Origin of the sequence: Oceanobacillus indicireducens, assembly GCF_014647195.1 — a bacterium.
Taxonomy (GTDB): domain Bacteria; phylum Bacillota; class Bacilli; order Bacillales; family Amphibacillaceae; genus Oceanobacillus; species Oceanobacillus indicireducens.
On the sequence record NZ_BMOS01000020.1, the window covers coordinates 40,441 to 64,384 of the forward strand.

Annotated in this window: 21 protein-coding genes; 11 read left to right on the forward strand and 10 right to left on the reverse strand. The window is 38.6% G+C overall.

Going from position 1 to position 23,944, the window contains the following annotated elements:
• Positions 1-345 carry a PadR family transcriptional regulator gene (locus IEX94_RS13200; protein ID WP_370459795.1) on the reverse strand — a complete coding sequence of 115 codons (345 nt, stop codon included), beginning with the start codon at positions 343-345 and terminating at the stop codon, positions 1-3.
• 312 nt (positions 346-657) lie between these two features.
• Positions 658-816: a hypothetical protein gene (locus IEX94_RS13210; RefSeq protein WP_188858099.1), complete on the reverse strand. Its 159-nt coding sequence runs from the start codon at positions 814-816 to the stop codon at positions 658-660.
• A 248-nt stretch (positions 817-1,064) separates the two neighbouring features.
• On the opposite strand from IEX94_RS13210, the gene IEX94_RS13215 reads away from it, so the two are divergent.
• Complete coding sequence (locus IEX94_RS13215; protein ID WP_188858102.1) at positions 1,065-1,553, forward strand: PTS sugar transporter subunit IIA; 489 nt, start codon at positions 1,065-1,067, stop codon at positions 1,551-1,553.
• Between the two features lie 117 nt (positions 1,554-1,670).
• On the opposite strand, the gene IEX94_RS13220 is transcribed toward IEX94_RS13215, so the two are convergent.
• The 5 genes from IEX94_RS13220 to IEX94_RS13240 form a co-directional block, all read right to left on the reverse strand.
• The gene (locus IEX94_RS13220; protein ID WP_308425606.1) at positions 1,671-3,584 is read right to left on the reverse strand and encodes an SLC13 family permease; all 1,914 of its coding nucleotides are present in this window, start codon (positions 3,582-3,584) and stop codon (positions 1,671-1,673) included.
• Positions 3,585-4,133: 549 nt separating this feature from the next.
• Entirely contained in the window at positions 4,134-5,114 is a 981-nt protein-coding gene (locus IEX94_RS13225; protein WP_188858107.1) for a polyprenyl synthetase family protein, read from the reverse strand.
• A 3-nt stretch (positions 5,115-5,117) separates the two neighbouring features.
• A complete protein-coding gene (locus IEX94_RS13230; protein WP_188858110.1) occupies positions 5,118-5,726 on the reverse strand; it encodes a Gx transporter family protein in 609 nt (202 codons plus the stop codon).
• A gap of 32 nt (positions 5,727-5,758) precedes the next feature.
• Complete coding sequence (locus IEX94_RS13235; RefSeq protein ID WP_188858112.1) at positions 5,759-6,178, reverse strand: NusG domain II-containing protein; 420 nt, start codon at positions 6,176-6,178, stop codon at positions 5,759-5,761.
• Between the two features lie 50 nt (positions 6,179-6,228).
• Positions 6,229-8,121: an FAD-dependent oxidoreductase gene (locus tag IEX94_RS13240; protein WP_188858115.1), complete on the reverse strand. Its 1,893-nt coding sequence runs from the start codon at positions 8,119-8,121 to the stop codon at positions 6,229-6,231.
• 280 nt (positions 8,122-8,401) lie between these two features.
• On the opposite strand from IEX94_RS13240, the gene pplA reads away from it, so the two are divergent.
• From pplA to IEX94_RS13270, 6 genes are all read left to right on the forward strand, one after another.
• Entirely contained in the window at positions 8,402-9,322 is a 921-nt protein-coding gene (pplA, locus tag IEX94_RS13245) for an extracellular electron transfer flavoprotein PplA (protein ID WP_188858117.1), read from the forward strand.
• Between the two features lie 91 nt (positions 9,323-9,413).
• Entirely contained in the window at positions 9,414-10,463 is a 1,050-nt protein-coding gene (locus IEX94_RS13250) for an FAD:protein FMN transferase (protein WP_373290837.1), read from the forward strand.
• A gap of 3 nt (positions 10,464-10,466) precedes the next feature.
• Positions 10,467-11,411 (forward strand): 1,4-dihydroxy-2-naphthoate polyprenyltransferase, encoded by a 945-nt coding sequence (gene menA, locus IEX94_RS13255; protein WP_188858122.1) that lies wholly within the window; start codon positions 10,467-10,469, stop codon positions 11,409-11,411.
• A 31-nt stretch (positions 11,412-11,442) separates the two neighbouring features.
• On the forward strand, positions 11,443-12,252 hold the full coding sequence (locus IEX94_RS13260; protein WP_188858125.1) for an energy-coupling factor transporter ATPase: 810 nt from the start codon (positions 11,443-11,445) through the stop codon (positions 12,250-12,252).
• On the forward strand, positions 12,243-13,100 hold the full coding sequence (locus IEX94_RS13265; protein ID WP_188858128.1) for an energy-coupling factor transporter ATPase: 858 nt from the start codon (positions 12,243-12,245) through the stop codon (positions 13,098-13,100). Before IEX94_RS13260 ends, IEX94_RS13265 begins: the two co-directional genes overlap by 10 nt.
• Complete coding sequence (locus IEX94_RS13270) at positions 13,097-13,894, forward strand: energy-coupling factor transporter transmembrane component T family protein (protein ID WP_188858130.1); 798 nt, start codon at positions 13,097-13,099, stop codon at positions 13,892-13,894. Before IEX94_RS13265 ends, IEX94_RS13270 begins: the two co-directional genes overlap by 4 nt.
• Positions 13,895-14,044: 150 nt before the next feature.
• Here the strand turns inward: IEX94_RS13270 and IEX94_RS13275 are convergent, their stop codons facing one another.
• A complete protein-coding gene (locus tag IEX94_RS13275; RefSeq protein ID WP_188858133.1) occupies positions 14,045-14,701 on the reverse strand; it encodes a LiaF transmembrane domain-containing protein in 657 nt (218 codons plus the stop codon).
• Positions 14,702-14,903: 202 nt separating this feature from the next.
• The gene (locus IEX94_RS13280) at positions 14,904-17,201 is read right to left on the reverse strand and encodes a S8 family serine peptidase (protein WP_188858135.1); all 2,298 of its coding nucleotides are present in this window, start codon (positions 17,199-17,201) and stop codon (positions 14,904-14,906) included.
• A 458-nt stretch (positions 17,202-17,659) separates the two neighbouring features.
• Here IEX94_RS13280 and IEX94_RS13285 point away from each other — a divergent pair, with 458 nt between their 5' ends.
• Positions 17,660-19,576 (forward strand): 3'-5' exonuclease, encoded by a 1,917-nt coding sequence (locus tag IEX94_RS13285; RefSeq protein WP_188858138.1) that lies wholly within the window; start codon positions 17,660-17,662, stop codon positions 19,574-19,576.
• Between the two features lie 292 nt (positions 19,577-19,868).
• Here IEX94_RS13285 and IEX94_RS13290 read toward each other — a convergent pair whose 3' ends face one another.
• Positions 19,869-20,108 carry a globin family protein gene (locus tag IEX94_RS13290; RefSeq protein ID WP_188858141.1) on the reverse strand — a complete coding sequence of 80 codons (240 nt, stop codon included), beginning with the start codon at positions 20,106-20,108 and terminating at the stop codon, positions 19,869-19,871.
• A 452-nt stretch (positions 20,109-20,560) separates the two neighbouring features.
• On the opposite strand from IEX94_RS13290, the gene IEX94_RS13295 reads away from it, so the two are divergent.
• The 3 genes from IEX94_RS13295 to IEX94_RS13305 all read left to right on the forward strand — a co-directional run bounded on the left by IEX94_RS13295 (position 20,561) and on the right by IEX94_RS13305 (position 23,902).
• Positions 20,561-21,181, forward strand: a complete 621-nt coding sequence (locus IEX94_RS13295) for a DNA modification methylase (protein ID WP_229782720.1) — start codon at positions 20,561-20,563, stop codon at positions 21,179-21,181.
• A 169-nt stretch (positions 21,182-21,350) separates the two neighbouring features.
• Positions 21,351-23,246 (forward strand): Dam family site-specific DNA-(adenine-N6)-methyltransferase, encoded by a 1,896-nt coding sequence (locus IEX94_RS13300; protein WP_188858144.1) that lies wholly within the window; start codon positions 21,351-21,353, stop codon positions 23,244-23,246.
• A 17-nt stretch (positions 23,247-23,263) separates the two neighbouring features.
• Entirely contained in the window at positions 23,264-23,902 is a 639-nt protein-coding gene (locus tag IEX94_RS13305) for an AlwI family type II restriction endonuclease (RefSeq protein ID WP_188858148.1), read from the forward strand.
• The last annotated feature ends 42 nt before the right edge of the window (positions 23,903-23,944 follow it).

A 23,944-nucleotide genomic window follows, 5' to 3' on the forward strand; every position in this document is an offset into this window, starting at 1 on the left:
TTAATCGTCTTCCTCCTTCAATAATTGATTCAAAATCCGCTGAGTAAATTCCCAATCGGCGATATTTTGTTTGTATTGTATGCGGCCTTTATCAGTAATACGGTAATATTTTCTCCGGCCACCCTGACTTTCATCTCCCCAATAGGCGACGATACATGCTTCTTTTTCTAATCGTTTATAGCTGGAATAAAGCGTGGCTTCCTTTAATTGATATAGTCCGTCTGTTCGATCCATGATGGATTTGTATATTTGATATCCATAGGCATCGTTTTTTAATAGTATTCCCAACACAATCGTGTCTGTATGACCACGCAATAAATCTGCTGAAATTCTTCCTTCCAACAAAACCCCTCCTTGCCTTGCAATGACTCTTCTTATCTATAACAAATAAAATACTATGACAGACAAAGTAATTGTTTGTATAAGTATATTACTATGACTGTCATAGTATGTCAATGGAAAAGTAGTTGTTTAATATTTTTATGTTGGAAACAAGTCCAATTGACCGTAATCATTCGGTTTCTTCGTTATTTTAACCATAGAAAAAAGCTTGCAGAGAAAATACCCTACTATCTCTGCAAGCTGAAGACTAAAGTTGCTCCAGTCTTGGTTTCCATTCATAATTGAATCAGCAAATATTTTTTATAGAGGATTCTTTTATAGAAAGTGAGAAGGATAGTTTTTAATCAAGAATTCTTTCATTTCCTCAGCTGATTTCTTTTGCAAGACAGTCACAATATCATCAGCTAGTAATTTTCTGTGAGAGCTGCTGGAAAAGCCGATTTGCAACAGTTTATTGATATCATCATCATGCATATAAAATTTCACTTTTAGGGATGTATAGCCTTGTTCTTCAATAAGTGTAGCAATACATCTTGCTGTATGAAGTGATGTAGATTTGGGAATTTCTCTGCATTTTGATCCAGCTTATTACCATAAAATCAAAGTGATAATCCGAACGCAGAATACACTTGAAAATGAACTGGTATATTTTCCCAAGTTTTCACTTTCTAAAGTGATTTTTATAAACATGTATGTAATAAATTAAATGGAGGGATAGCGCTATGCTTGGGAAGCTTTTTAAAAAGAAAGAGAATCAGGAAATTGAATTATTTGCTCCGGTTGACGGTGAAGTAATACCTTTGGAAGAAGTACCTGAGCCGGTATTTGCTGAAAAAATGATGGGTGATGGAGTTGCTATTAAACCGTCTAATGGTAAAGTGGTATCACCAGTTGATGGAGACATTATACAAGCGTTCCCGACAAAACATGCGGTAGGGATTAAAGCATGCAATGGAACAGAAATTTTAATTCATATTGGTTTAGAAACAGTTGCATTGGATGGAGATGGGTTTACCATCCATGTTAAAGAAGGAGACAAAGTAAAAAAAGGAGATGCACTTGTTGACGTAGACTTGGCAGTGGTAGGTGAAAAAGCAGCAAGTACTGTCACACCCATGCTTATTACAAATATGAATGATATTGAAGATTTAAATAAACAGAAGTTGAAGCAGGTAAAGGCAAGTGAAGATGTTGTTATTACGGTGAAATAAAGGGAGCTGACAATGAACTGATTTTGTTGGGACTCAAAAACAAAACTATACAGTTAGAAAAACCAGCAGCTTTTCAATTTGAAATGGAAAGCTGCTGACTGCGCTTCTTGGATTCACCTATAGTGGCACAATTAACGGAATGACAATCATCATAATTAGAAATAAAATCAACTGTAATGGAACGCCAATTTTGATAAAGTCAAAGAACTTATAGCCTCCTGCCGTCATCACCATGGCATTTGTCGGTGAGGAAACCGGTGTTGAAAATGCCATATTGGCTGCAACTGCAATCGCAACCATGAATGTATATGGATTTGCATCAATTGCTAACGCTGCGTTCATGGCAATTGGTGCAAATAGCACGGCTGTAGCTGTATTACTGATGAACAAACCAAAGGTCATTGTTAAAAAATATAGTCCGGCAAGTATTCCGAGCGCACCAAATCTACCAAGCGAATCAATAATTGCTTCCGATAGGAGAACCATGCCGCCTGTCTTCTCTAAGGCAGTAGCCATTGGAATCATTGCTGCAATCAAAATGATACTCTCCCAATTCATTTCACTATAAGCATCATCCATATTCCGCAGGCACCCTGTAAGCACCATAAGCACGGCACCGATTAACACGGAAATGACAGGTGCAAAGACTTCAAATACCATTAACAGAACCATGAACAGCATAATCAAACCGGCAATTGGAGCTTTGCCAGTAGCCGATGCTTTTCCTGCATACTCCCTCGGCTGACCGATAACAACGACATCTTTTGTTTCCTTTGCTAAGAGTTCAATATCATCCCATGCCCCTTGAACGAGCAAAGCATCTCCAAATTTCAAGCGCTGGGAAGACATCTTCTGCAGAACATAATCCCCTTTTCGATTAATGCCTACTACATTTAGATTGTACTTTTCTCTAAAGTCGATTTTTTTAATCGTTTTATTAATAAACGAGGAATGCGGTGTCAATAGTACCTCAACTAAGCCAAGCTCCTTAGAAAGCAAATCAACTGTCTCATTCCCGTTTTTCTGAAGCTCCAATGAATAATCTTCACATAGCTTTTCGACCATCTTGCTTGAACCTTTCAGTAAAAGCGTATCATTTTCCATGATCGTAACAGTTGGACCCGCCATCTGCTGGTAGGAACTCGGGAAAATCCGATAATCTTCATTCGATCTTCTGGCAATTTTAAGAATAAAAATTTGATAAACTGCAGGCAGTTTCAATTGTGACAAGGCTTTCCCGATCATGTTGGACCCAGCAGATACCTTTACACTGTACAGACTCTCTTCTAAATTATAATCATCCGTCAATTGGCTAGGAGAAAGCTGGTGTGCTTTATCACTCGTTCCTTTACTTTTTATATCTGGCAGAAGGCGATTTCTTGTAAAATATAAATAGAGAATACCGACAATGAGAGCCGTGATGCCAATCGGTGTAATTTGGAAAAAGCTTAAGGCCTGGTAGCCTGCCTCGCTTAAAGTCTCGCTTGCAATGATATTCGCTGGGGAAGCGATCAACGTCAGAAGTCCAGTTAGACTCCCGACATAAGATAAAGGAATCAAATACTTTGATGGACTGCTTTTTATACTAATAGCAATACTAATCACAACCGGCAGCATAAGCGCAACAGTTCCAGTATTACTCATAAAGGCCCCGACAAAACTGACAATAATCATCAACAGAAAAAAGAGCTTCGTTTCACTGTCTCCCGCAAAACGGAGCAATAGATTACCAGCTTGCTGGGCAAGACCCGTCCGTAATAATCCTGCACCAACTACAAATAAACCAGCAATCATAATGACTACCGTATTTGCAAAGCCTGCTAAAGCTTCCGCAGGTTCGAGAATTCCCGTAATGACTAATGCCATTAGAGCTAATATCGCAACAAGGTCTGCCCGTAAGCGGCTCCCCATAAAAAGTATTATAGTCACAAACAAAATGATAAAGGTAAGCATCATTTCCATTGGCTTAATCCCCTTTTCGAACATTTCCACTGTATCTTCTATTTTGGCTGATTTGTGAAAAGAAAACAACTGGGGGTTATTCTCCCTTTAGCATGTTCATCTTACTTTAATGGGAAAACAACCGGGGCTTATTCTCCCATCAGCATATTCAGCTTACTTTAATGGGAAAACAACTGGGGGTTATTCTCCCATCAGCATGTTCTTCTTACCTTAATGGGAAAACAACCGGGGTTTATTTTCCCTTCAGCATGTACTTCTTACTTTAACGGGAAAACAACCGGGGTTTATTCCTCCATCAGCATATTCATCTTACTTTAACGAGAAAACAACTGAGGGTTATTTTCCCTTAAAGGCTAGGAGCACTTAATTGGGATGATTTGCTTAAATATTTTCAGGGTGCGAAAGTTGAGTTAATAAGGAGTACCCGGAAATGGGTGCTTCGATAACTTGAAAAAGCAATCATTTCCGGGCATGAAGGTATATTACGAGTTGCTTTGCAGAACAAAGGCGTAGCGCGGACGTGGCTAGCCCTCGACGCTTAAGTTATCACAGCATTTTTATTTCATAGTTTCTTATATGAGATACAAAACGTGAGAACCATACTTAACCAAGCATTACTTACATACTTCGCACAAGCAAAGTCGCCATCACTTCTTGGATAATCGACTTATATTCACCATCAGGAAGCTTTTTTAACTGTTTAATTGCTTTATCTGTATATTTTTCAGCGAGTTGCTCTGCTTTTTCCAAGCCGTGATAGTGATCAACTAAGTTCATTACTTCTTCGAGATCATGATCAGTCATGGCCTCTCCTTTTGCTAGAAGGTCATGAAATACGGAAGGCTTATTCTGAAGAACATAAATGAGTGGTAAATTATATATGCCTTGGCGAATGTCTGACATTACTGGTTTACCGAGTGCTGAAAAATCAGACCGATAATCAAGAATATCGTCCTTAATTTGAAATGCCATACCAATATTATGGCCTATATTCCTGGAAATCATGGTCACTCTGCGCGAAGACTGACTCAATACCGCTCCTGAGTAGAAACTGATTGCAAATAGTTGAGCTGTTTTCCCAGCAATTCTAGTTAAATAGTCTTTAATTGATACGTTAAATTGATAACGGGAATTTAATTGTTCGAGCTCTCCACTTAGAATTTTTTCCATTCCACGAGCATTGAATTCTAGATCGGAAAGGGATGTTGCATGATTTGCTAAAATTGTAAAACAAACACTGAACAAATAATCACCAGCATAGATGGCAATTTTATTTCCTTCATCGGCATGTATAGTCCGAACACCTCGACGATGACTGGCTTCATCAATGACATCATCATGAATAAGTGTTGCAAGATGCAAACATTCGATTGCTGCTGAAACTGCGATGGCATCCTCTTTTTTATAGGTTGGGCCAATATTCGAGCATAATAATGTAAAGGCGGGACGGAGCAACTTTCCGCCTGAATAAACCATTTCTTTGATTCTCTCTTCTACAGCCTTATTACGAACATGAATCCGTGAATCTATTAAAGAAAGCACATCGGCTAAATCTTGTTTCAACTCTGGATAACTATCCCACATCGCATGTACTTTCATTATTTATACCTCCTCTTGACTCTGATAGAGAATAGATGATTGCTGTAAAACTTCATCCTTTATTGTTTTTTCTTTTTTCGTCGTCTCCATTTTTTGCAAATACATATAATAATCAAGCTTTTCTACGTGCTGTAATAAATAATTTGCGATGATTCCGATTGCGATTCCCGCTAAAATTCCAATGAAAGACAACACTGGTAAATATAGCAATACCGTCCATGTTTGGGCGATGAAACTTGCTACAACCAATTGGCCGACGTTATGTAAAATTGCTCCCGCTGCACTCACACCGATTAAGCTAACACGGCTCGGTCCGAGTTTTTTCACAAGCCACATCCCGATAAAGCTGATTATGGCTCCAGCTGAGCTATACATAAACGTAGAAATGGTGCCACCAAGTAAAGCTGTTAATACAACACGGATACCGACTACTTTTGCAGCATCTTTTACAGGAAGGGTATAAAGCGCCATAATTGTAATAATATTGGCAAGTCCGAGTTTTGCCCCTGGTGCAAAAGCAAAAGGAAAAGGGATTGCTCGCTCCACAATTCCGATAATGACGGCTTGTGCAGCTAATAATGAAATATAGACGAGACGCTCGTTTCGTGTCATTCCCTTTCCCCCTTTACTTTTAAAATATTTCCTCACGAACTGATAATGATGTCGCTCACTGGTTCGTCACTCATCGTTTGAATTTCGATAATCATCCGATGAGGTAGACAAACAATTGTTTCACCTGGTTTACTGATAAAACCTTGATGGACATCAATCTGATCTGGGCAATTCGCTGATTTAACCCTTATTTCTTCATCAACAACTTCAACTGTATTGTAATTCGAGTCAGAAGAGAGAATATCAAAGACTTCAACACCTTCATTGCCTGTAAGCGTGACTCGTTGCACTTCTTCATTATCTACAGAAATAACCGCCACGCTTACAGATTCCCCATCGGCATATTTTGTCTGTATGAAAGTAAAAATAACGAAGGGAAGAAAAGATAAGATGACGAGTGCAATCACGATAATAATATCCCAACGTTTAACCATCCGGTATAGCTCTTTCAATTCCATCTCTCCCCTTTTACAGGCATGATTAAAATTTACTTCACAGTTTTTTATTCTTGATGATCCCTATAGATGCCCCGTTCTTTTCCATACCACCAGTTACCGACTTTCTCTTGTAAAAACGGCACAACCCAGTAGTCCAGTCCAAACGTTCTGCCGGAACCATTCATTAGAGCAATTGATGCAGGAAGGGCCCAAACCTTATCCCAACCGAGCATGGCAGTTAGAGTGAACATGACTAAGAAACCGGAACTTGCTAAGTTTGCAAGCCATGTAAATAGACCAAATAGAATCGCCAATCCCATCGCTAGTTCAATAAACACCATCATTTTTTGCATAAAGATAGCCATTTCTGGCGTTGGAAGCATGATTTTCATGATCCATTCGAACCAACTAGGCATACTACTTAAGATTGGTGTTGCCCAGTCCCCGGAAGCAGCTTCACTGGCAGCGGCTGTTGCTTCAGTCGCCCCTGATGTTGCGGTTTGCAGCCATTCAAACGGCATTTTCACGGAGTCGGAAAGAATCCATGAATCTTCACCGAGTCCTTTGAACAGTAATGGCACATTTGACCAGCTGGATGTCGCTTTTTCCCAAGTTCCTTCACCCCATAATTTTGTAGCGCCCTCTACAATCCAGAATCCCCCAACAAAGATACGTAGCGGTATGCTCCATAACACGTTTCCATACCGATTGACAAGATTCCGGAATACATTTCGTTTGTCTTTTGAGTGGAAAAACTCATCGAATATATAGTGGAACATATAGTATCCACTACCGATACCAAATAAATATACGAGGTCCACCATGTACTTAATAAAGTTCGCCAACCAACCGCTGACACGCATCCCCATCAAGTTGGCCACACCATATCTAGTGCCGATGGACACCATAAAACCGTGGTACTTTCCTTTATAAGCTTTCTTCTCTCCACCGCTGATTTCACTGATGATTGCATTGGCTGCTGTCCCCGCAGTTAGTTCCGCTGCCTCGACAATTTGTGGTGTCGGTGTGCCTTCTTCTTCCTCATAGTAAGCTAAATCCCCAACGACATAGACATCATCTAGTCCTTCCGCTTCCATATATTCATTTACTTTTAAGCGTCCAGCTCTAGCGCTTTCCATATTGTAATTTTCCGCATCCGAATTCGCCTTTATTCCTGCCGTCCAAATCAATGTATGAGTTGGAATGACTTCGCCTGATTTTAAAACGATCTCTTCAGCTTTCACTTCAACGATAGGGGAATTCACTAGAATATTGATACCTTTTTTCTTCATATAGCGCTCCGCTTTCTCAGCGCTTTTTCGGTCCAACATATTCAAAATCGTAGGAGCCGCTTCGACGAGGTTTAAAGTAATATCTGATTCGTCGAGTTTATTATCTTTTGCCAACCGTTTTCTCCATTCCATTAGTTCCCCGATCATTTCAACACCAGTGAAGCCGGAACCACAGACAGTAAAGGTCAATAGAGCGCGACGTACTTCCAGATCGTGTTCTTTGGAGGCCCGGGCTACCGACTTTTCAATGTGCTGACGTAGTTTGACGGCATCTTCAACAGACCAAAGTGTAAACCCATGCTCACTTACTCCTGGCGTACCGAAGTCGTTCGGCTCGGCACCCATACCTAAGATTAAATAATCGTAATTGAAAGTACCTTGTTTTGTAGTAATCACTTTATTTTTATGATCAACATGTTCAACAACATCCGTTACAAGTTTTACCTTCGTGCGGTTAAACAGTCGTCGCAGGTCAAATTGAACAGCATCTGGCTCAACCCGGTGCGCCGCGACTTCATGCAATGAAGTCATCATGGTGTGATACGAATCTCGATCAATTAACGTTATCGATACAGAGGGATCCTTTTTATATTTCTTTGCTAGTTTCTTAGCTGCATGAACACCAGCATAACCGGCACCGATAATCACAATATTTTTTTCTGCCATTGAAAATCACTCCTTAATTAAGCAAATATGAATTGATATTTAGTACATGTAATGTTCACCCATTCACAATATAACGCAATAATTTTTTCTTGTCTATAGCGTTCACACAATAGTCATTTATCATATTTTTTACCATTGGTACGTTGTAAATGTTAATATAATACTGATTAAGGTTAATCATTCTTCCTTACAAAAATAGTTTACATTACAACATTCGCATGCTAATATAAGGGTGAACATGTGATTCTATTCACAATAAAATAAGTAAAGGATGATTCAGATGAAGTGGAAAAATTTCATAGGCGTATCAGTTTTAGGGTTTGCATTAACCTTCTCATTAGCTGCTTGCGGAGGGGAGGATACACCAAGTAAAGATAATGAGGCAGATCAGGACGCAACTACTGAGGAAACAGAAGAAACGGTAGCTAAAGAAGTCGTAGCAGGAGCACCTCTACAAGACGGGACCTATTCATTATATGAAACTGAAATAGGGGAAACTGGCTGGAAAGTCGTTATGGAAATGACAGTAGAAGATGGAGAAATCACTTCTTCAGATTTTAATTATGAAAATGAAGACGGTGAGTTAAAGACAGAGGATGAGGAATACCAGGAAATGATGGCGGAAGAGTCCGGTACAGGCCCTCAAGATTTCATCCCTGAACTGAATGATACTCTCGTGGCCAATCAAAATGCTTCAGAAGTGGAAGTAGTTACTGGTGCAACAAGTTCATCTCATACATTCATCAACTATGCTCAACAGTTGATCCAAGCAGCACAGTCTGGTGACACAACACCAATCGAAATTGAAAATACAAATGAGCTTGTCGATGGTGAATACAGTCTTTCAGAGAAAAACATTGACCAAACCGGCTGGAGAACGGAACTTACCATTACAGTTGAGGACGGAAAAATCACTGAATCCGATTTTGTTTATCTCAATGAAGATGGAGAGTTAAAAATCGATGATGATGAGTACCAAGAACAAATGGCGGATATTTCCGGCACAGGCCCTCAAGATTTTATTCCTGAATTGAACGAGGCACTTGTTGAGACACAAGATGCTAATGCCGTAGAGGTTGTTTCTGGTGCGACATCTTCAAGCAAGTCTTTCCAAATGTACGCTGCACAATTAATCAATGCAGCCCAAAAAGGGGACACAACACCAATCGAAATTGACAATATCGTTTATGCGGAAGAATAAAGAGAACATATAAGTTACTTGATGGGAAATTAGAAAAACGATTTAGCTTCTAATTTCCCTCCTCAAGTTTAATGGAAAGTGGTGAGGAATGATGAAACACTTTAAATGGTTTTGGGTTAGTTTACTCATACTGCTTGTCGGGTGCGGCGTGTCAGCCGAAACAGAAGGCGTGACAGTAGAGCCGCATAGTAAGACGGATTTTCTAATGGGAACAGTCGTAAGCGTCAAAATTTACGATGAAGACAAAGGGGACGTGCTTGAACCGGTTTTTAACCAAATTGAGCAGTTAGCCGATGAGCTTTCTTCCAACGAGGAAGGTTCTGTTATCGATGAAATTAATCAACTTGCCGGGTCAGCACCAGTTGAAGTTCCAAAAACGACCTATGACCTTATAAAGGAAGGGAAACGTTATTCAAAATTAGCAGATGGCTCATTTGATATTACGGTTGGTCCATTGACAAATCTTTGGCGCATCGGTTTTCCGGATGCAAGAAAACCAGATCAATCTGAAATTGATCAAGTATTACCGCTAATCAACTATCAATCTGTTCAACTTGATGAACAGGAGAGAACAGTGTTTCTCATGCAGGATCAGATGCGGCTAGACTTAGGCTCCATTGCGAAAGGTTTTATAACGGATCAAATTGCGAAAACATTAAAAGAACATGATGTATCTTCAGCAGTTATTGATCTTGGTGGAAACATTTATGTTTTAGGAGATAGTCCCCAATCGGGGGATACATGGACGATTGGCATTCAGGATCCTTTTCAAGCACGAGGTGAAACCGTCGGAGTTATCAAACAAAAGGATAAAACGGTTGTGACTTCCGGTATTTATGAACGGAAATTGGAAGTAGATGGACAAATCTATCATCACTTATTAAATCCAAAAACCGGCTACCCATACGACAATGATATTGCAGGTGTTTCCGTCATAACCGATTCTTCTACAGATGGTGATGCGTTATCAACGATTTTATTCACTAAAGGATTGAAAGACGGGTTATACTTTGCGGAAAATATGAGTGGTGTCGAAGCAATATTCATCAGTCGCGATAAAGAAGTATATACGACATCCGGTTTGAAAGGAAATTTTGAGCTAACTAATGATCAATTTAAATTAGTTGAATGGAGAGGATAAGCCATGTCAATCCGCACATTTTTAAATTTAGTAGAAATCAAAACAAAAATTGCCAGTTTATTCCCCTTCCTACTTGGACTTTTATTTGTATTATACCGTTATGGAACTTTAGATTATATCAATACAATTTTATTTTTTAGCAGCATGCTCATTTTTGATTTGACAGCAACGGCAATTAATCAATATATGGACTATCGGAAAGCAACTAGCGATAGCTACCGGAAAGAAAGGAATATTATTGGACAAGCAGCTATTCCCGAGCGGCTTGTGATTACGACTATCATCTCCATGCTTGCAATTTCCTCAGCACTTGGGATCTGGCTTGTCTCCCAAACTGATTTATTGGTTTTATTCATCGGGATGCTTTGCTTTGCAGTCGGCATCTTTTATACTTTCGGTCCGATCCCTTTATCCCGTATGCCACTCGGTGAAGTGTTCTCAGGTGTCACAATGGGCTTCGGAATTCTTTTCCTCACCGTATATGTCAATGCTTTTGACAAGGGGATTGCGAATATTTCTTGGCAGGGAAGTTCCTTTCTTTTGAAGTTTGATATCCTCTTATTACTAGAAATTGGCCTGGTTTCCTTACCATGCGTTCTTACCATTGCTAATTTAATGCTCGCCAATAACATTTGTGATTTAGAGGAAGATATCGCTAATCACCGTTATACGCTTCCTTTCTACATCGGTAAAAAATATGCAATTTGGCTGTTTAACCTATTGTACATCGTTACATTTATCGCAATTTCTGTAGCAGCATTGCTCGGTATCCTGCCAAAAGCACTTCTGCTTTCACTTCTAATGATAAAACCGGTTTACAGTCATGTTGCTGCGTTTAATCAGAAACAAAGCAAAACGGAAACATTCCCACTCGCCGGAAAGAACTTAGTTTTAGTAAATGGGACTATCGCCATCTTAATGTTAATTGTGATTGCTATACCGGCTTGATATCGCAAGCTTGCTCAAGGAGGGATGAAATATGGCACCGATCATCGAAGTAAACAATTTGACCTATCGATATGATCTCCGAACAGAGACGAAGGCCCTTCTCTCTGTATCGTTCACTGTTCATCGCGGTGAATGGTTCGCGATTATCGGCAACAATGGATCTGGAAAATCAACACTTGCCCAATTGCTCACCGGGCTACTCGAACCCCAGCAAGGGTCCATTTTTATCGCTGATATGGAGATGACGGAGAAATCGAAATGGGAAATTAGGAACCGGATTGGGGTCGTTTTTCAAAATCCGGACAATCAATTTATAGGATCAACTGTACAAGATGATGTTGCTTTTGGATTGGAAAACTTGAATATGGACTATAAAGAAATGAAAAAACGAGTTTATGAAGCGCTGAAAATGGTTGGCATGTTTGAATATCGGCTGTATGATCCTTCCCATCTCTCCGGGGGACAGAAGCAGCGTGTAGCTATCGCAGGTGCTTTAGCCATGAAGCCAGACGTATTAATATTAGATGAAGCCTTTGTTATGCTTGATCCAAGAAGCAGGCGTGAACTTCTGGAGACTATCCATGAGTTAAAAGTGAGCGCCGATTTAACGGTCGTTTCCATTACCCATGATATGACCGAAGTGGAGGCAGCTGATAGAGTCGTTGTCCTAGATAACGGTCAGGTTACGAATATTGGTAAACCAAGGGAAATTTTTACCCAAGAAAAGGAGTTGACCCCACCTCTTGGTGAAAAACTTCGACGTGCATTAGCGAAACGCGGGGCAAACGTACCGCAATCCTATATGTCACGGGAAGAAGTGATGTGTTGGCTATGGAAATAAAGATGGAAGGAGTCTCCGCTGATTACGTAATTGGACCAATTCGCAACTCGCTCGTTCTACAATCCATTGATTTACAAATAGAGTCCGGTTCGTATTCTGCTATCGTCGGACATACAGGTGCTGGAAAATCAAGCTTACTGAAAACGATCAACGGACTCTTGCTCCCGACTGCAGGAAAAATTGAAGTTGGCCAGGACATCATTAAACAAAAGAATAATAAACAAGCTCTAAAAAACATTCGAAAAAAAGTCGGGATGGTCTTTCAATTTCCAGAGGCGCAATTGTTTGCTGAAACGGTTGAAAAAGACATTTGCTTTGGTCCACTAAACTTCGGTGTACCGCTAAAACAGGCACAACAGATTGCAAAAGAAGTCATGCAACTTGTCGGACTCCCCCTTCATCTCTTGAATAAATCTCCACATTCATTATCCGGTGGACAAAAACGCCGCGTTGCCATTGCAGGAATACTAGCAATGGAACCAGAAATTCTCGTACTAGATGAACCTGGTGCCGGCTTGGACCCAAAAGGAAAAAATGAGATCATGAGGTTAATTAAGTCACTGCACCAGGAGCGTAATTTGACCACTATCCTCGTAACCCATGATATGGATGACGTTGTGCACTATGCGGACAAGATCATTGTGATGGAAAATGGACGCATTGTAAGGAATGGCGATTTGCGATCCGTTTTTTCAGATCGTCTAGCGATTAAAAAGTGGCATCTTGATCTACCTGAAGCGTATCAATTTCAGTTGGAAATTGAAGAAAGAACGGGCATGGAACTACCACAGATTTGCTTTACTGTTGATGAACTTGCTGATGCACTGATGGAGGTGGGCCTCGCGTGAATAAATTATCGTTAGGCAGGTATGTACCCGGGGATTCAATTCTTCACCAACTGGACCCGCGGGCAAAGCTTGTCAGTGGTTTTTACTTTATAATCGTCCTATTTATCGCAAACAATTGGCAAACTTATCTATTGCTTTGGCTGTTTACATTAGGTGTCATGCGGTTATCAAAGGTTCATTTGTACACTTATTTTAGAGGGGTCCGCCCTTTGATCTGGCTCATCCTGTTTACTGTGGTGCTACAGATGTTATTTACGGCAGGAGGAACAATCTATGTCGAATGGGGTCCAATCAGAATATCAGAATTTGGCCTCATTAATGGGGTCTATATCTTTTGCCGGTTTGTAATGATTATATTCATCTCCACTGCGATTACATTAACAACGAAACCAATTGATTTGACTGATGGAATTGATTCATTGCTAGGCCCTTTACGAAAGCTCAACATCCCAGTCGATGAAATATCTCTGATGTTATCTATTTCATTACGGTTTATCCCCAACCTTCTAGATGAAACCCAGAGAGTCATGGACGCCCAACGAGCCCGGGGAACTGAATTTGGTGAAGGCTCGCTCGTCCAACAAATGAAGACTCTCGTTCCAATCTTTCTCCCGCTCTTTACAAATTCGTTAAACCGGGCAGAGGAATTGGCGAATGTGATGGAAGTCAAAGGATATCAATCTGGCATAAAACGATCATCATTCCGTAAACTCAGATGGAAAACATGTGACACTATTACCCTATGCGTAATGGCTGCACTAACCATAGGGCTCATCCTATTACGCCTTAATTAACATAGTAGGAATAGATAGAACCCTATTTTTCAAAATAAAAAGTGGCTGATTCAGTAAAGGGGCCATCAAAGCCCTTTTGAAAAAAGCCACTTCCTTTTATTTCTATACCTTTATAACTTTCATTCGTAGTTTTGATGGTTCCTATGTTTTTTAATTCCTAATCTCAACCCCGCCCAGAATCGTCAAGCAGTTGATTTTTAATACGGAAACTTCCTCTTTTTCTCTTCTGACTCTTGTCTTATCCTCCCAACCACCAAGGATAGGCATTCCAGATATTTCAACCTGGACATTGTCTGGAACCTTCATTTCCACCCCACCTAGCACCGTCGTTAAATCAAGAGAAGCTCCATCCATAATAACCGCATCACGGAGATCTATTTCCGCTCCGCCTATAATTGCCGTCACAGACCCACCTTGAAAGGTTTGGGATTGACTATTAATCTCTGCACCGGAAAATAGCACGAATGTGTCTAAATCACTTTCCGTATGGAAGCTTTTTTCTCGTTTGACCCTTGTAAAGAGAATGACAATACCGAGAGCAATAAAAATAATCGGCCAAATGTAAACTTTTAAATTCAAATTCAACCATTGATTCACGAGAAATAAAAGACCGACCAATAAGAACAATAGACCTGAACTTGCTGACGAATGCTTCCGATTGATCAGCTGAACGACGCCGATGATGATTAAAATAAACGGCCACCAATTAGAGAATAACTGCGGTAAATCAATGATATCCGCTTGATGCAGAAGAAAACCTAGACCAAATAAGAGAAACAGCATACCTAACCAGATTCTTCCCGACATGACATACCTCCTTCCATTACCGTACACAATGATATAATTCGGATTGATTACAGTATTTTAGATTTTTTGTCCATCTTCCTACTCATAATACGTATCAAACAGATTGTTTATGTTTCCTGCACACTCCCAACTTGCTTTAGCTTTCTCCCACAATATCCCCAATTTTACCATCATGAAGTTCCTTTTCAACCTTTGAGAATTTTTATTCCTCATCTAATACAAATGGTGTAAATGCATGGTAGATTATATCGATATCCTTATATTTCTCACGAATCCTTTTTCCATCTCCTTCTGTTATTGACTCATCAGGAACTGCTTCAGGATCTGTTAAACTATGATAAGATGGATTCTCACTCGTGTCCCTTTCATACCCAGCTTTCCATTGTTTCGTTCCATCATCATTTAACTCATAAAACATATATTGAATCATAGAACCGGCACGTACAGATGAATCCGTACGAATTGTTCCATCTTTATAAATGTTTATATTCGTACGGATTGCATTTTCAAAGACCTTAACGGGTTCTTTATCTTGCAAGGCATATATCTCACAAATCTCTGCTCTTACATCATCGCGGTAAACACCTAACACTAATTCCGGGAGACCATCGCCATTTATGTCCCTTAACTCATACCCATAATCAGATGAAAGGGGCTGAGGTTCATAATGGAGAGGCCCTAAATCTAACTTGTCCAATTCACTCTGTTCCCACTCCTCACGAATAGCTGTACGATAAGTTTCTATCAGCTTGTTATAATAAGGATATTCATTCAAATAGGTTTCGATCACTGAGCTATTATGAGGATGTTCCTTTAAAAATGCAGTCATATTCAACATTGGATAAGATTGCTTCTTATATTCGCTGTCTTCTATCTTCACGTTATCTTTTACATCCTCTTCTGCACTATCCAACAAGAGTTCCTTTACATCACCTGCTTCCATATCAGGATTATAAGACCATACAAGCGCTGCTGCCCCAGATACCATAGGTGCCGCATAAGATGTTCCACGTACCGGTTCCTCATCCTCTTTGCTTGGATCGTCATATAATTCGCTAGCAGGTGCTACGATATCTATCACATCGCCATAACTAGCCCATTCAGGTGATTGGTAGCCATCCTTATCTTCTGTTTGTTCGGCTCCTCCTACAATGATAATATGGTTTAAAAATTCCTCGATATCTTCTAACTCATCTACTGCCAAAGCGGACGCTCGGGTATATGTAACCTTATTAATATTCGTAAATATACCAGTATACTTTGCTTCTAAGGACGTATCCCATTCCTCTTCGTCTGTTCGACTATAACCGTTACCAGCACTCTGTATTATCAAAAATTCACCGTTTTTTTCAGATTTCAAAAGTTCATCTAAGGCTATAATCAGTTGTACGGAAACCTCATCATTTGAATTCTTGTGTGCGTCCAAATATTTGTCATATCCGTCATCTTGTTCAGCATCATCCTGAAAGAATCTTTTAATCCCATTTTCTACTTTATTCCTCTTTACCTTACTCATAGGTGGATTACCCCATGAATTATTAATAACCTTCACATCGGAAACCTTCGTATCGCCACCGTCTTGAATATCATTTATATGGCAAATAAGTTCCGCTTCAGACATGCTTCCAATACTGGCTTCAATATTGTCAGCAATTTCATCTTCAGATATATCTCCCATACTAGTAAATTTTATTTCTGCAATTGGTTCCGCAACACCACGGATTGTTTCAGCATTCTTATCTGCCGCTATTGTTTTCGTAACTAAATTTGCATGTCTCTTATACTTTGCACCTTCTGCATTCTTCACTATATTAACGCTACTTTTGTCAATGGTACTGTCATCGATATCATTACCCTTTTTACCCAATTTCCCACTTTCTAACACAGCAACTTCCACCTGTTTAAATTCGCCTTTATGATTATCCATATAATACCAAGCAGAATATGCATTAATTGCTTCAGCCCACCAATTAACCCCGTCTGGATTAACTTCATCGACTTTCCTTGAATCCATCTGCCCGCCATTCCCACTCAAATCCGAAACAAATGATGGTGTTGACGAACCTGCATACTTCACCAATTCATCACTCTTCAAGCGATCCACAAGTTGATTTAGTTCCTTTAATGACTCCTCTTCCACTTGAATCTGAAGCATATTAACCGAACCTTGTATCTTTCCAACTACATGGCCGTCCACTACATTAGCAAGTTCTTCCGCTTGCTCGTCCGATACTTCCGAAACGAGATAAAGATTCAATAGATTTTCGTAATAGAAAACTGCTTCTTCGCTGTCGTACCCAATCTCCTCATTAGTAGGGGTGTAAACAAAATCTCCATTCTCATAAGTAATTGTCTCATCTTGATTTTCTTCTTCTGACTCCTCTTCCACGTACGCATCCTTTGACTGGTCGTTATTTTTACCTTTCAAAAGAAAAGCGCCACTAATAAGGATTATGGCAATCAAAACGATAGATAATAACGTGGTTTGACTTTTTTTCATTACGACATACCTCCTCGTAAAACCCTTTCTAAGATTAAAAACATTTCATTTGTGCCTTGTTAATTTTGCTTATTTGAAACTAGTATGTCAATATTTTTAAGCAGAAAGACCACAATTGTTGTATTGACATATGCTTAAAAGCTGGACAAAAACAGTTGAGGAGCTTTAATCACTTGAAGAGCTGAATTCGAGTTCGTTCGGGCGATTAGAGAGGCTTTAATCTACCGAAAAAGCTAGATTGGAGTTTGTTCGTGTGATTAGAAGGGTTTTAATCTACCGAGGAATCTGGCTTAAAGTTCGTTCAGGCGATTAGAGAGGCACAGATTTTAATCAACATCTGAAACACTTACCTTATTCACTTACGCACAGTGAAGCCATTTTTACTACATAATTACAAAATTGTCATATCCTCCTTCCTGTTTATGATAAAATAGTACTAAAAGAAAAGGGTGATGAGGATGGCAATTTGTGTCCCTGAAACGATACGGCGCACAGCAACGGCTGGTGAGCGGATTATGTTTCATACGCTAAAAAGATATTTACCAGATGATTATATCGTGTACTATGAACCAGATATTAAGGGCGTTCGACCTGACTTTGTCATTATCGCCCCGGATATAGGACTTATCGTACTTGAAGTGAAAGACATACTGAAATCTACTTTAATTTCACTCAATCAGGATGAGTGGGAACTACATACGACAAACGGTGAACAAACAACGATCATTAATCCAGTTTTACAAGCAAAGAACAATATGTTTCATATCTCCAATCAGTTAAAGCGCGATACAAACCTAATTAACCATGAAGGAAAGTATAAATACAGGCTAAAGTTCCCTTGTGGATACGGGGCAGTTTTTACAAGAATGTATCAGAAAGATTTTATAAAAGAAAATCTTTATCACGTCGTCCCACCTGAGCTATCACTCACACGTGACGAGATTGATCCAGACCATGAAAACTTTGACGAAGAGATTTTAATAGAAAAAATTTGCAATATGTTTACGGTTCCATTTCGGCTGAGAGAAGCATTAACCTATGAAGATGTAAATGCTATTCGTTATCACCTTTTCCCTGAAGTACGTATTAGTGCTGAATTTAAACATTCCATCCCGCATCAGAATCAATTACTATTGTCATTACGGGATATTAAAACAATGGACCTGCATCAGGAAAATTTAGCAAAACAACTCGGAGATAAAAACAGGTTAATCCGCGGAGTTGCGGGTAGCGGGAAGACATTAATTCTTGTCAGTCGGGCAAAGTTACTAGCAAAAGAACACCCAGATTGGAAGGTTCTTATTCTCTGTTACAATATCTCTCTCGCGCAAAGTATCCGTCAAATGCTTACATTTATGTTTGAAGAGCAAATGGATATATTTGATTTAGAAGAGGACGGAGAAGAGCAGCCAAATCAACGGCATAATATTGAAGTTTACAATTTCCATGCTTGGTTGACTCATGAGTTAAAATTGAAAGAATCCATCGTTCCTGCCATAAACCAAAAAGTAAAAGAAAAAGAAGTTATCCTGCCCCAATATGATGCAATCCTCATTGACGAGGGACAAGATTTCGAACCAGAGTGGTTACAGCTTGTAAGTAATCTATTGAATCCCGAAACGAAATCGTTGCTCCTTGTAGAAGACAGGGCACAGGATATTTATAAGCGCAAACGAAGCTATATCCAAGATACAGGCTTAGATTTTCGAGGGAGATCCAAGATTCTTAACATCAATTACCGGAACACTTCCCAAATCGTAACGTTCGCTTGGGACTTTTATCAGCATCATTCCGCACTCAAAAATAAAGTAAAAGAAAAACAATTTGAAGGTGAAATCATTGCACCGAAGAGCACATTAAGAAAAGGACCAGAACCAGCAATTATTAAAAGAAAGAGCTTCAAAGAAGAGATAAACTTCATTGTAAAGATAATGCAAAAGCTGCATACGGAGAAAAATGTTCCTTATGATGAAATGGTTATCCTCTACCGCGTCAAGAGGGACCGTACAACAAATTATATCGATATGATCGCCTACCTGTTGAAGCATGCCGATATTCCTTATTACTGGATAACGGAAAGCTCGGAAACAAAACATCAATATGAAAAAGATGACGGTAAAGTGAAAATCAGTACAATCGATTCAAGTAAAGGGCTCGATTTTCAAGCTGTTTTCATTGTAAATGTAGACAATATGCCATTCGCGCTGGAAGAAGATAAAGAACGTGAGGCATCCTTGTTATATATTGCAATGACTCGAGCGCAAAATTATTTAACTGTTAGTTATTCGGATGAATCGGAATTTACTGGTTACTTTAATCGGGTGTTAGAAGAGAGAGAAGAAACGAAGAAGGTCTCGCGATTGGATATACAGTAATTTAATAAGTAAGTTTTTGAATATAGGGGTTAAGGTCTCCTGTTTGCAACTTAATTGAAATCACTTGCGAAACACTTAGCTCAGCTAGTAGCTAAGTGTTTCGTTTTTTCTTTATTTATGATAGAGGGCTCACTAAGAATGGACTCAGCACATAAATATTGGGCGTTGGTACAAATTATTAAACATCGCTCTTTACCTAAACTACTCCTTTAGTGGAAAGTTGGGTTTAGTCCCTCCCTCTTCTTCTAAAGGGGTAAAGGAATAAACAATTTTAGATGACTTATTTTATTGTTCAACTGATAACCTCTTGTTTATGCGCCATGAAGTCATCGAGCACTTCATCCTTCTCTCGCTTGGGTACATCAAAATGGTCAAGTGTTTCAGCTAAAAGGTTACCGGCAGCATCAAACTCTTCCTCTGTAAGCTTCATATCATAATGTGTCGGTTCTAAATCCAGAGAATCCCGGTTAGGCTCTATACTGACGTAACGATGAGGACCACCTGCTTTTTCACAAACCCATAAGGTAGTCAAAACCTTGAAACCTGCTCCGCGTCAACTTCTATTTGCATACCAGTCCTTCAGAAAAGACATTTATCAAAAGGTTTATTTTCTCAATGAAAGAATAACTTATATTACTTTCAGGGGAAGACACGAAACCCAACCATCCATTCTCTTTCCCAAACACCAACTCCACTGTTCTCGTCTGTCCATTCCTGTGCATGGAAATAATCACTTCCATTGATAGATGTCTCTTTAAAAATATGCACTATGTTGAATAATTACTACCAGTTGACCCAGTCGTAAATAGCCAAATAACTTGCAAATATTTAACTTAATATATATTATTGTCTTAACATTCTCTTTACCTGCTATCTCTTCTTATCCTCGAATATACAATTTTCTTTCTCTTCTCTATCCGTCATCTAGAGATTCCATTTTTCAAATTCAAAAAACTTTGAGGTGATAATATCATTAATAGCATTTTGTCTTATCCTACTAGAGGACATTATGGGAATTTTAGTTATCGTGGGAATTGCTCTGGTTATTTAATTAAGGATATTTTAAATTACTACAGACCACGTAATTTCTTAGAGTGTTTTGCCGGAAGTGGAACAGGCTTTGATGTAGCAAGAGAATTAGGATATACCAACAGTATCCATCTAGACCTCAATGACCGGTTTGGTAACTTTAATCTATTAACGGATGAATTACCAAAAGGTGCAGACCTCGTATTTAGCCACCCTCCCTATTGGGACATAATTCAGTATTCAGGAAAAGATAATATGTGGGGAAAAGAACCACATAAAGATGATTTATCACACATTCGTGACTATGAAGAATTTATACAAAAGCTCAATTTAATTAACAAAAAAGTCTATGGAAGTTTAAACACTGGTGGTAGACATGTAATTCTCATTGGTGATGTCAGGAAAAAGGGAAAGTATTATTCAATAATTAAGGACATGACATGGTACGGGGAATTAGAGGCACATTTAATAAAAGCCCAGCACAATACAAGAGGTCAAAGTAAAAAATATACTCGCTACAATTTCATCCCTATAGCCCATGAACATATAATGGTTTTTGTTAAGCCACATGTTTAAGTTTGAGAAACCTCAGTATCTCTCTCCATTCCATCAATTTAAATCCTAATTCTATTATCAGCCATCGACATTCCAAAGATAAAAGCTCCTTACAAGAGTTTCCGTTTCGATTAAGTTGATCTTCAGTTATAATAAAGAAAGAGTGTAATGATATGAGGATGATTAAAAGATGCGACAAGAGAAATTATTTGAAGAAAGTAAATATATAAAACCACGCCCAGTTCTAAAATGGGCTGGTGGTAAGACCCAAATGCTAGATATACTAGTTCCAAATTCTCCAAAAAAGTATAATAAATATATTGAGCCTTTTGTAGGTGGTGGGGCTTTATTTTTTGAACTCTCACCGGAGGACGGGATCATAGCAGACTCAAATCCAGATATAATAAATTTATATGAAATTATTGCGGAAGACGTTGATGGACTCATCGATATACTTAAAGAAATGAAAAATGAAGAGGAATTTTACTATACAATCAGAGCAACAGATCCTACAACACTAACAAAAACTGAGAGTGCCGCAAGAACATTATACTTGAATAGGACTTGCTATAATGGTTTATATCGTGTAAATAAAAAAGGGCAATTTAACGTCCCGTTTGGAAAATATAAAAACCCTAAAATATGTGATGAGGAGAATCTTAGGGCAGCAAGTAGAGTATTAAAAAGTACAAAGATTATTCATAGTGATTATATAGACGTACTTCGTAAATATGCAGAGCCAGGAGATTTTGTGTTTTTAGATCCTCCGTATATCCCTATATCACAGTATTCGGATTTTAAGCGATATACTAAAGAGCAGTTTGACGAAGAAGATCAGAAAGTTTTAGCAGAAGAAGTTAAGAGGCTACGAGATATAGGATGTCATGTTCTTTTGACAAATTCAAACCACCCATTAGTTCATGAATTATATAAAGAATTTGAAATTAGTGTGCATCAAACAAAAAGAAATATAAATAGCAAAGCTTCAAAAAGAATAGGGGAAGATGTACTCGTAAAGGCTGAACCATTTAAGAGAAGAATAATAGGAGAGCCAAAAGAAATTTCCAAGGAAATGGAAAAATTTCCTCCAACTAGGTTTATGGGAAGTAAAGAAAAGCTACTAGGTTATATATGGGGAATAGCATCACAATTCAAATTCGAGAGTGTGCTTGATCTGTTTAGTGGCAGTGGGGTAGTTAGCTATATGTTTAAAACACAAAACAAACAGGTACTTAGCAACGACTACATGTCTTTTTCTTCAAACATAACAAAAGCTTTGGTGGAAAATAATCATGTTGTCCTAGATGAAAAAGACATAGAAATAGTTTTTGATGAAACCACATTAACTGATAACTTTGTATCTACAACCTTCCAGGGTTTATATTTCAATGATGAAGATAATGCCTTTATAGATTTAGTTCGTGCCAATCTAGATAAGTTAGAAAATGATATAAAACAATCACTTGTTTTAGCAGCGTTAGTTCGTGCCTGTTTAAAAAAGAGACCTAGAGGAATTTTCACCTATACTGGTAACCGCTATAACGATGGAAGGAGAGATCTCACATTATCACTAAAAGAACAATTTTTAGAAGCAGTTGAAGCGATTAATGGAGCAGTATTTGATAATGGAAAAGAAAATATTTCTCGAAATGAAGATTCACTCTCAACAGAACTGAGTGCTGACTTAGTCTATATTGATCCACCTTATTACAGCCCTCTGAGTGATAATGAATATGTTAGGAGATATCATTTTGTAGAAGGATTAGTAAAGAACTGGAAAAACGTAGAAATGCAATGGAATACAAAAACAAAAAAGTTTAAAAATTACCCTACTCCATTTAGTACTCTAGAAGGTGCATATAAAGCCTTTGATAGGCTATTTGAACGACATCAAAATAGCATATTGATAGTATCATATTCATCCAATTCATTACCTACAAAAGAGGAAATGTTAGCAATCATGACAAAGTATAAAAAAAATGTTGATGTTGTTTCTGTTAATCATAAATACTCTTTTGGAAATCAGGGACATAAAGTTGGGAATAATAAAAATACTGTTGAAGAATATTTATTTGTTGGATATTAATGATGAGGTGAGAAATAATGGCTTCTCCATGGCATTTTGGAAATACCACTGTTAGAAATCCAGTGAGAATAAGGGATGGCTTAATTGTCATGAAAAACCCGACTCTTAACGGTAATCTCATAGGCAAAAACCAAGAGAGCTTATTAGCATACGAACTCAATAAAGCTGGGGTTATAAAATTGGGTACCAAACCAGACTTCTTTGGACGAAAATGGAGAGCTTGTTTTTCTCAATTGGGATTTATTACTCATAAATTTAAAAGGAACTTAAGATCAGGTGAAATGGATCCTAAAATTCATGAAGTAGTTAAAGAGAATCCTCAATTGGGTTTAACGGGTTTGCCTTATGAACTTACTCCAAGCGGATTAAGAATGATTGAAGCAGAATCTGTTCAAGAACAACAGGAATGTATGCTTCGAGCACTATTAGCCTATCAGATTCCCTCAGTTGTTGAACCAAAAAATGGTGACAAACCTTTTAAGCCGTTTATATTTATCCTTCAGGTACTTGAAAAATTATATTCCTTGGCAGAACCTTTGGGACTATCCTCTGTAGAAATGGGGATTGTACAATCTTATCGTGATCACTCTGAGATTGATTCAGTTATAGAGGATATTGTCAAACATAGGAAAGAGCGGGATAAGGCAGTTGTGTAAAGCTCCACATTGTTCCATCTAAAACACTTGCTAATTGTTCAA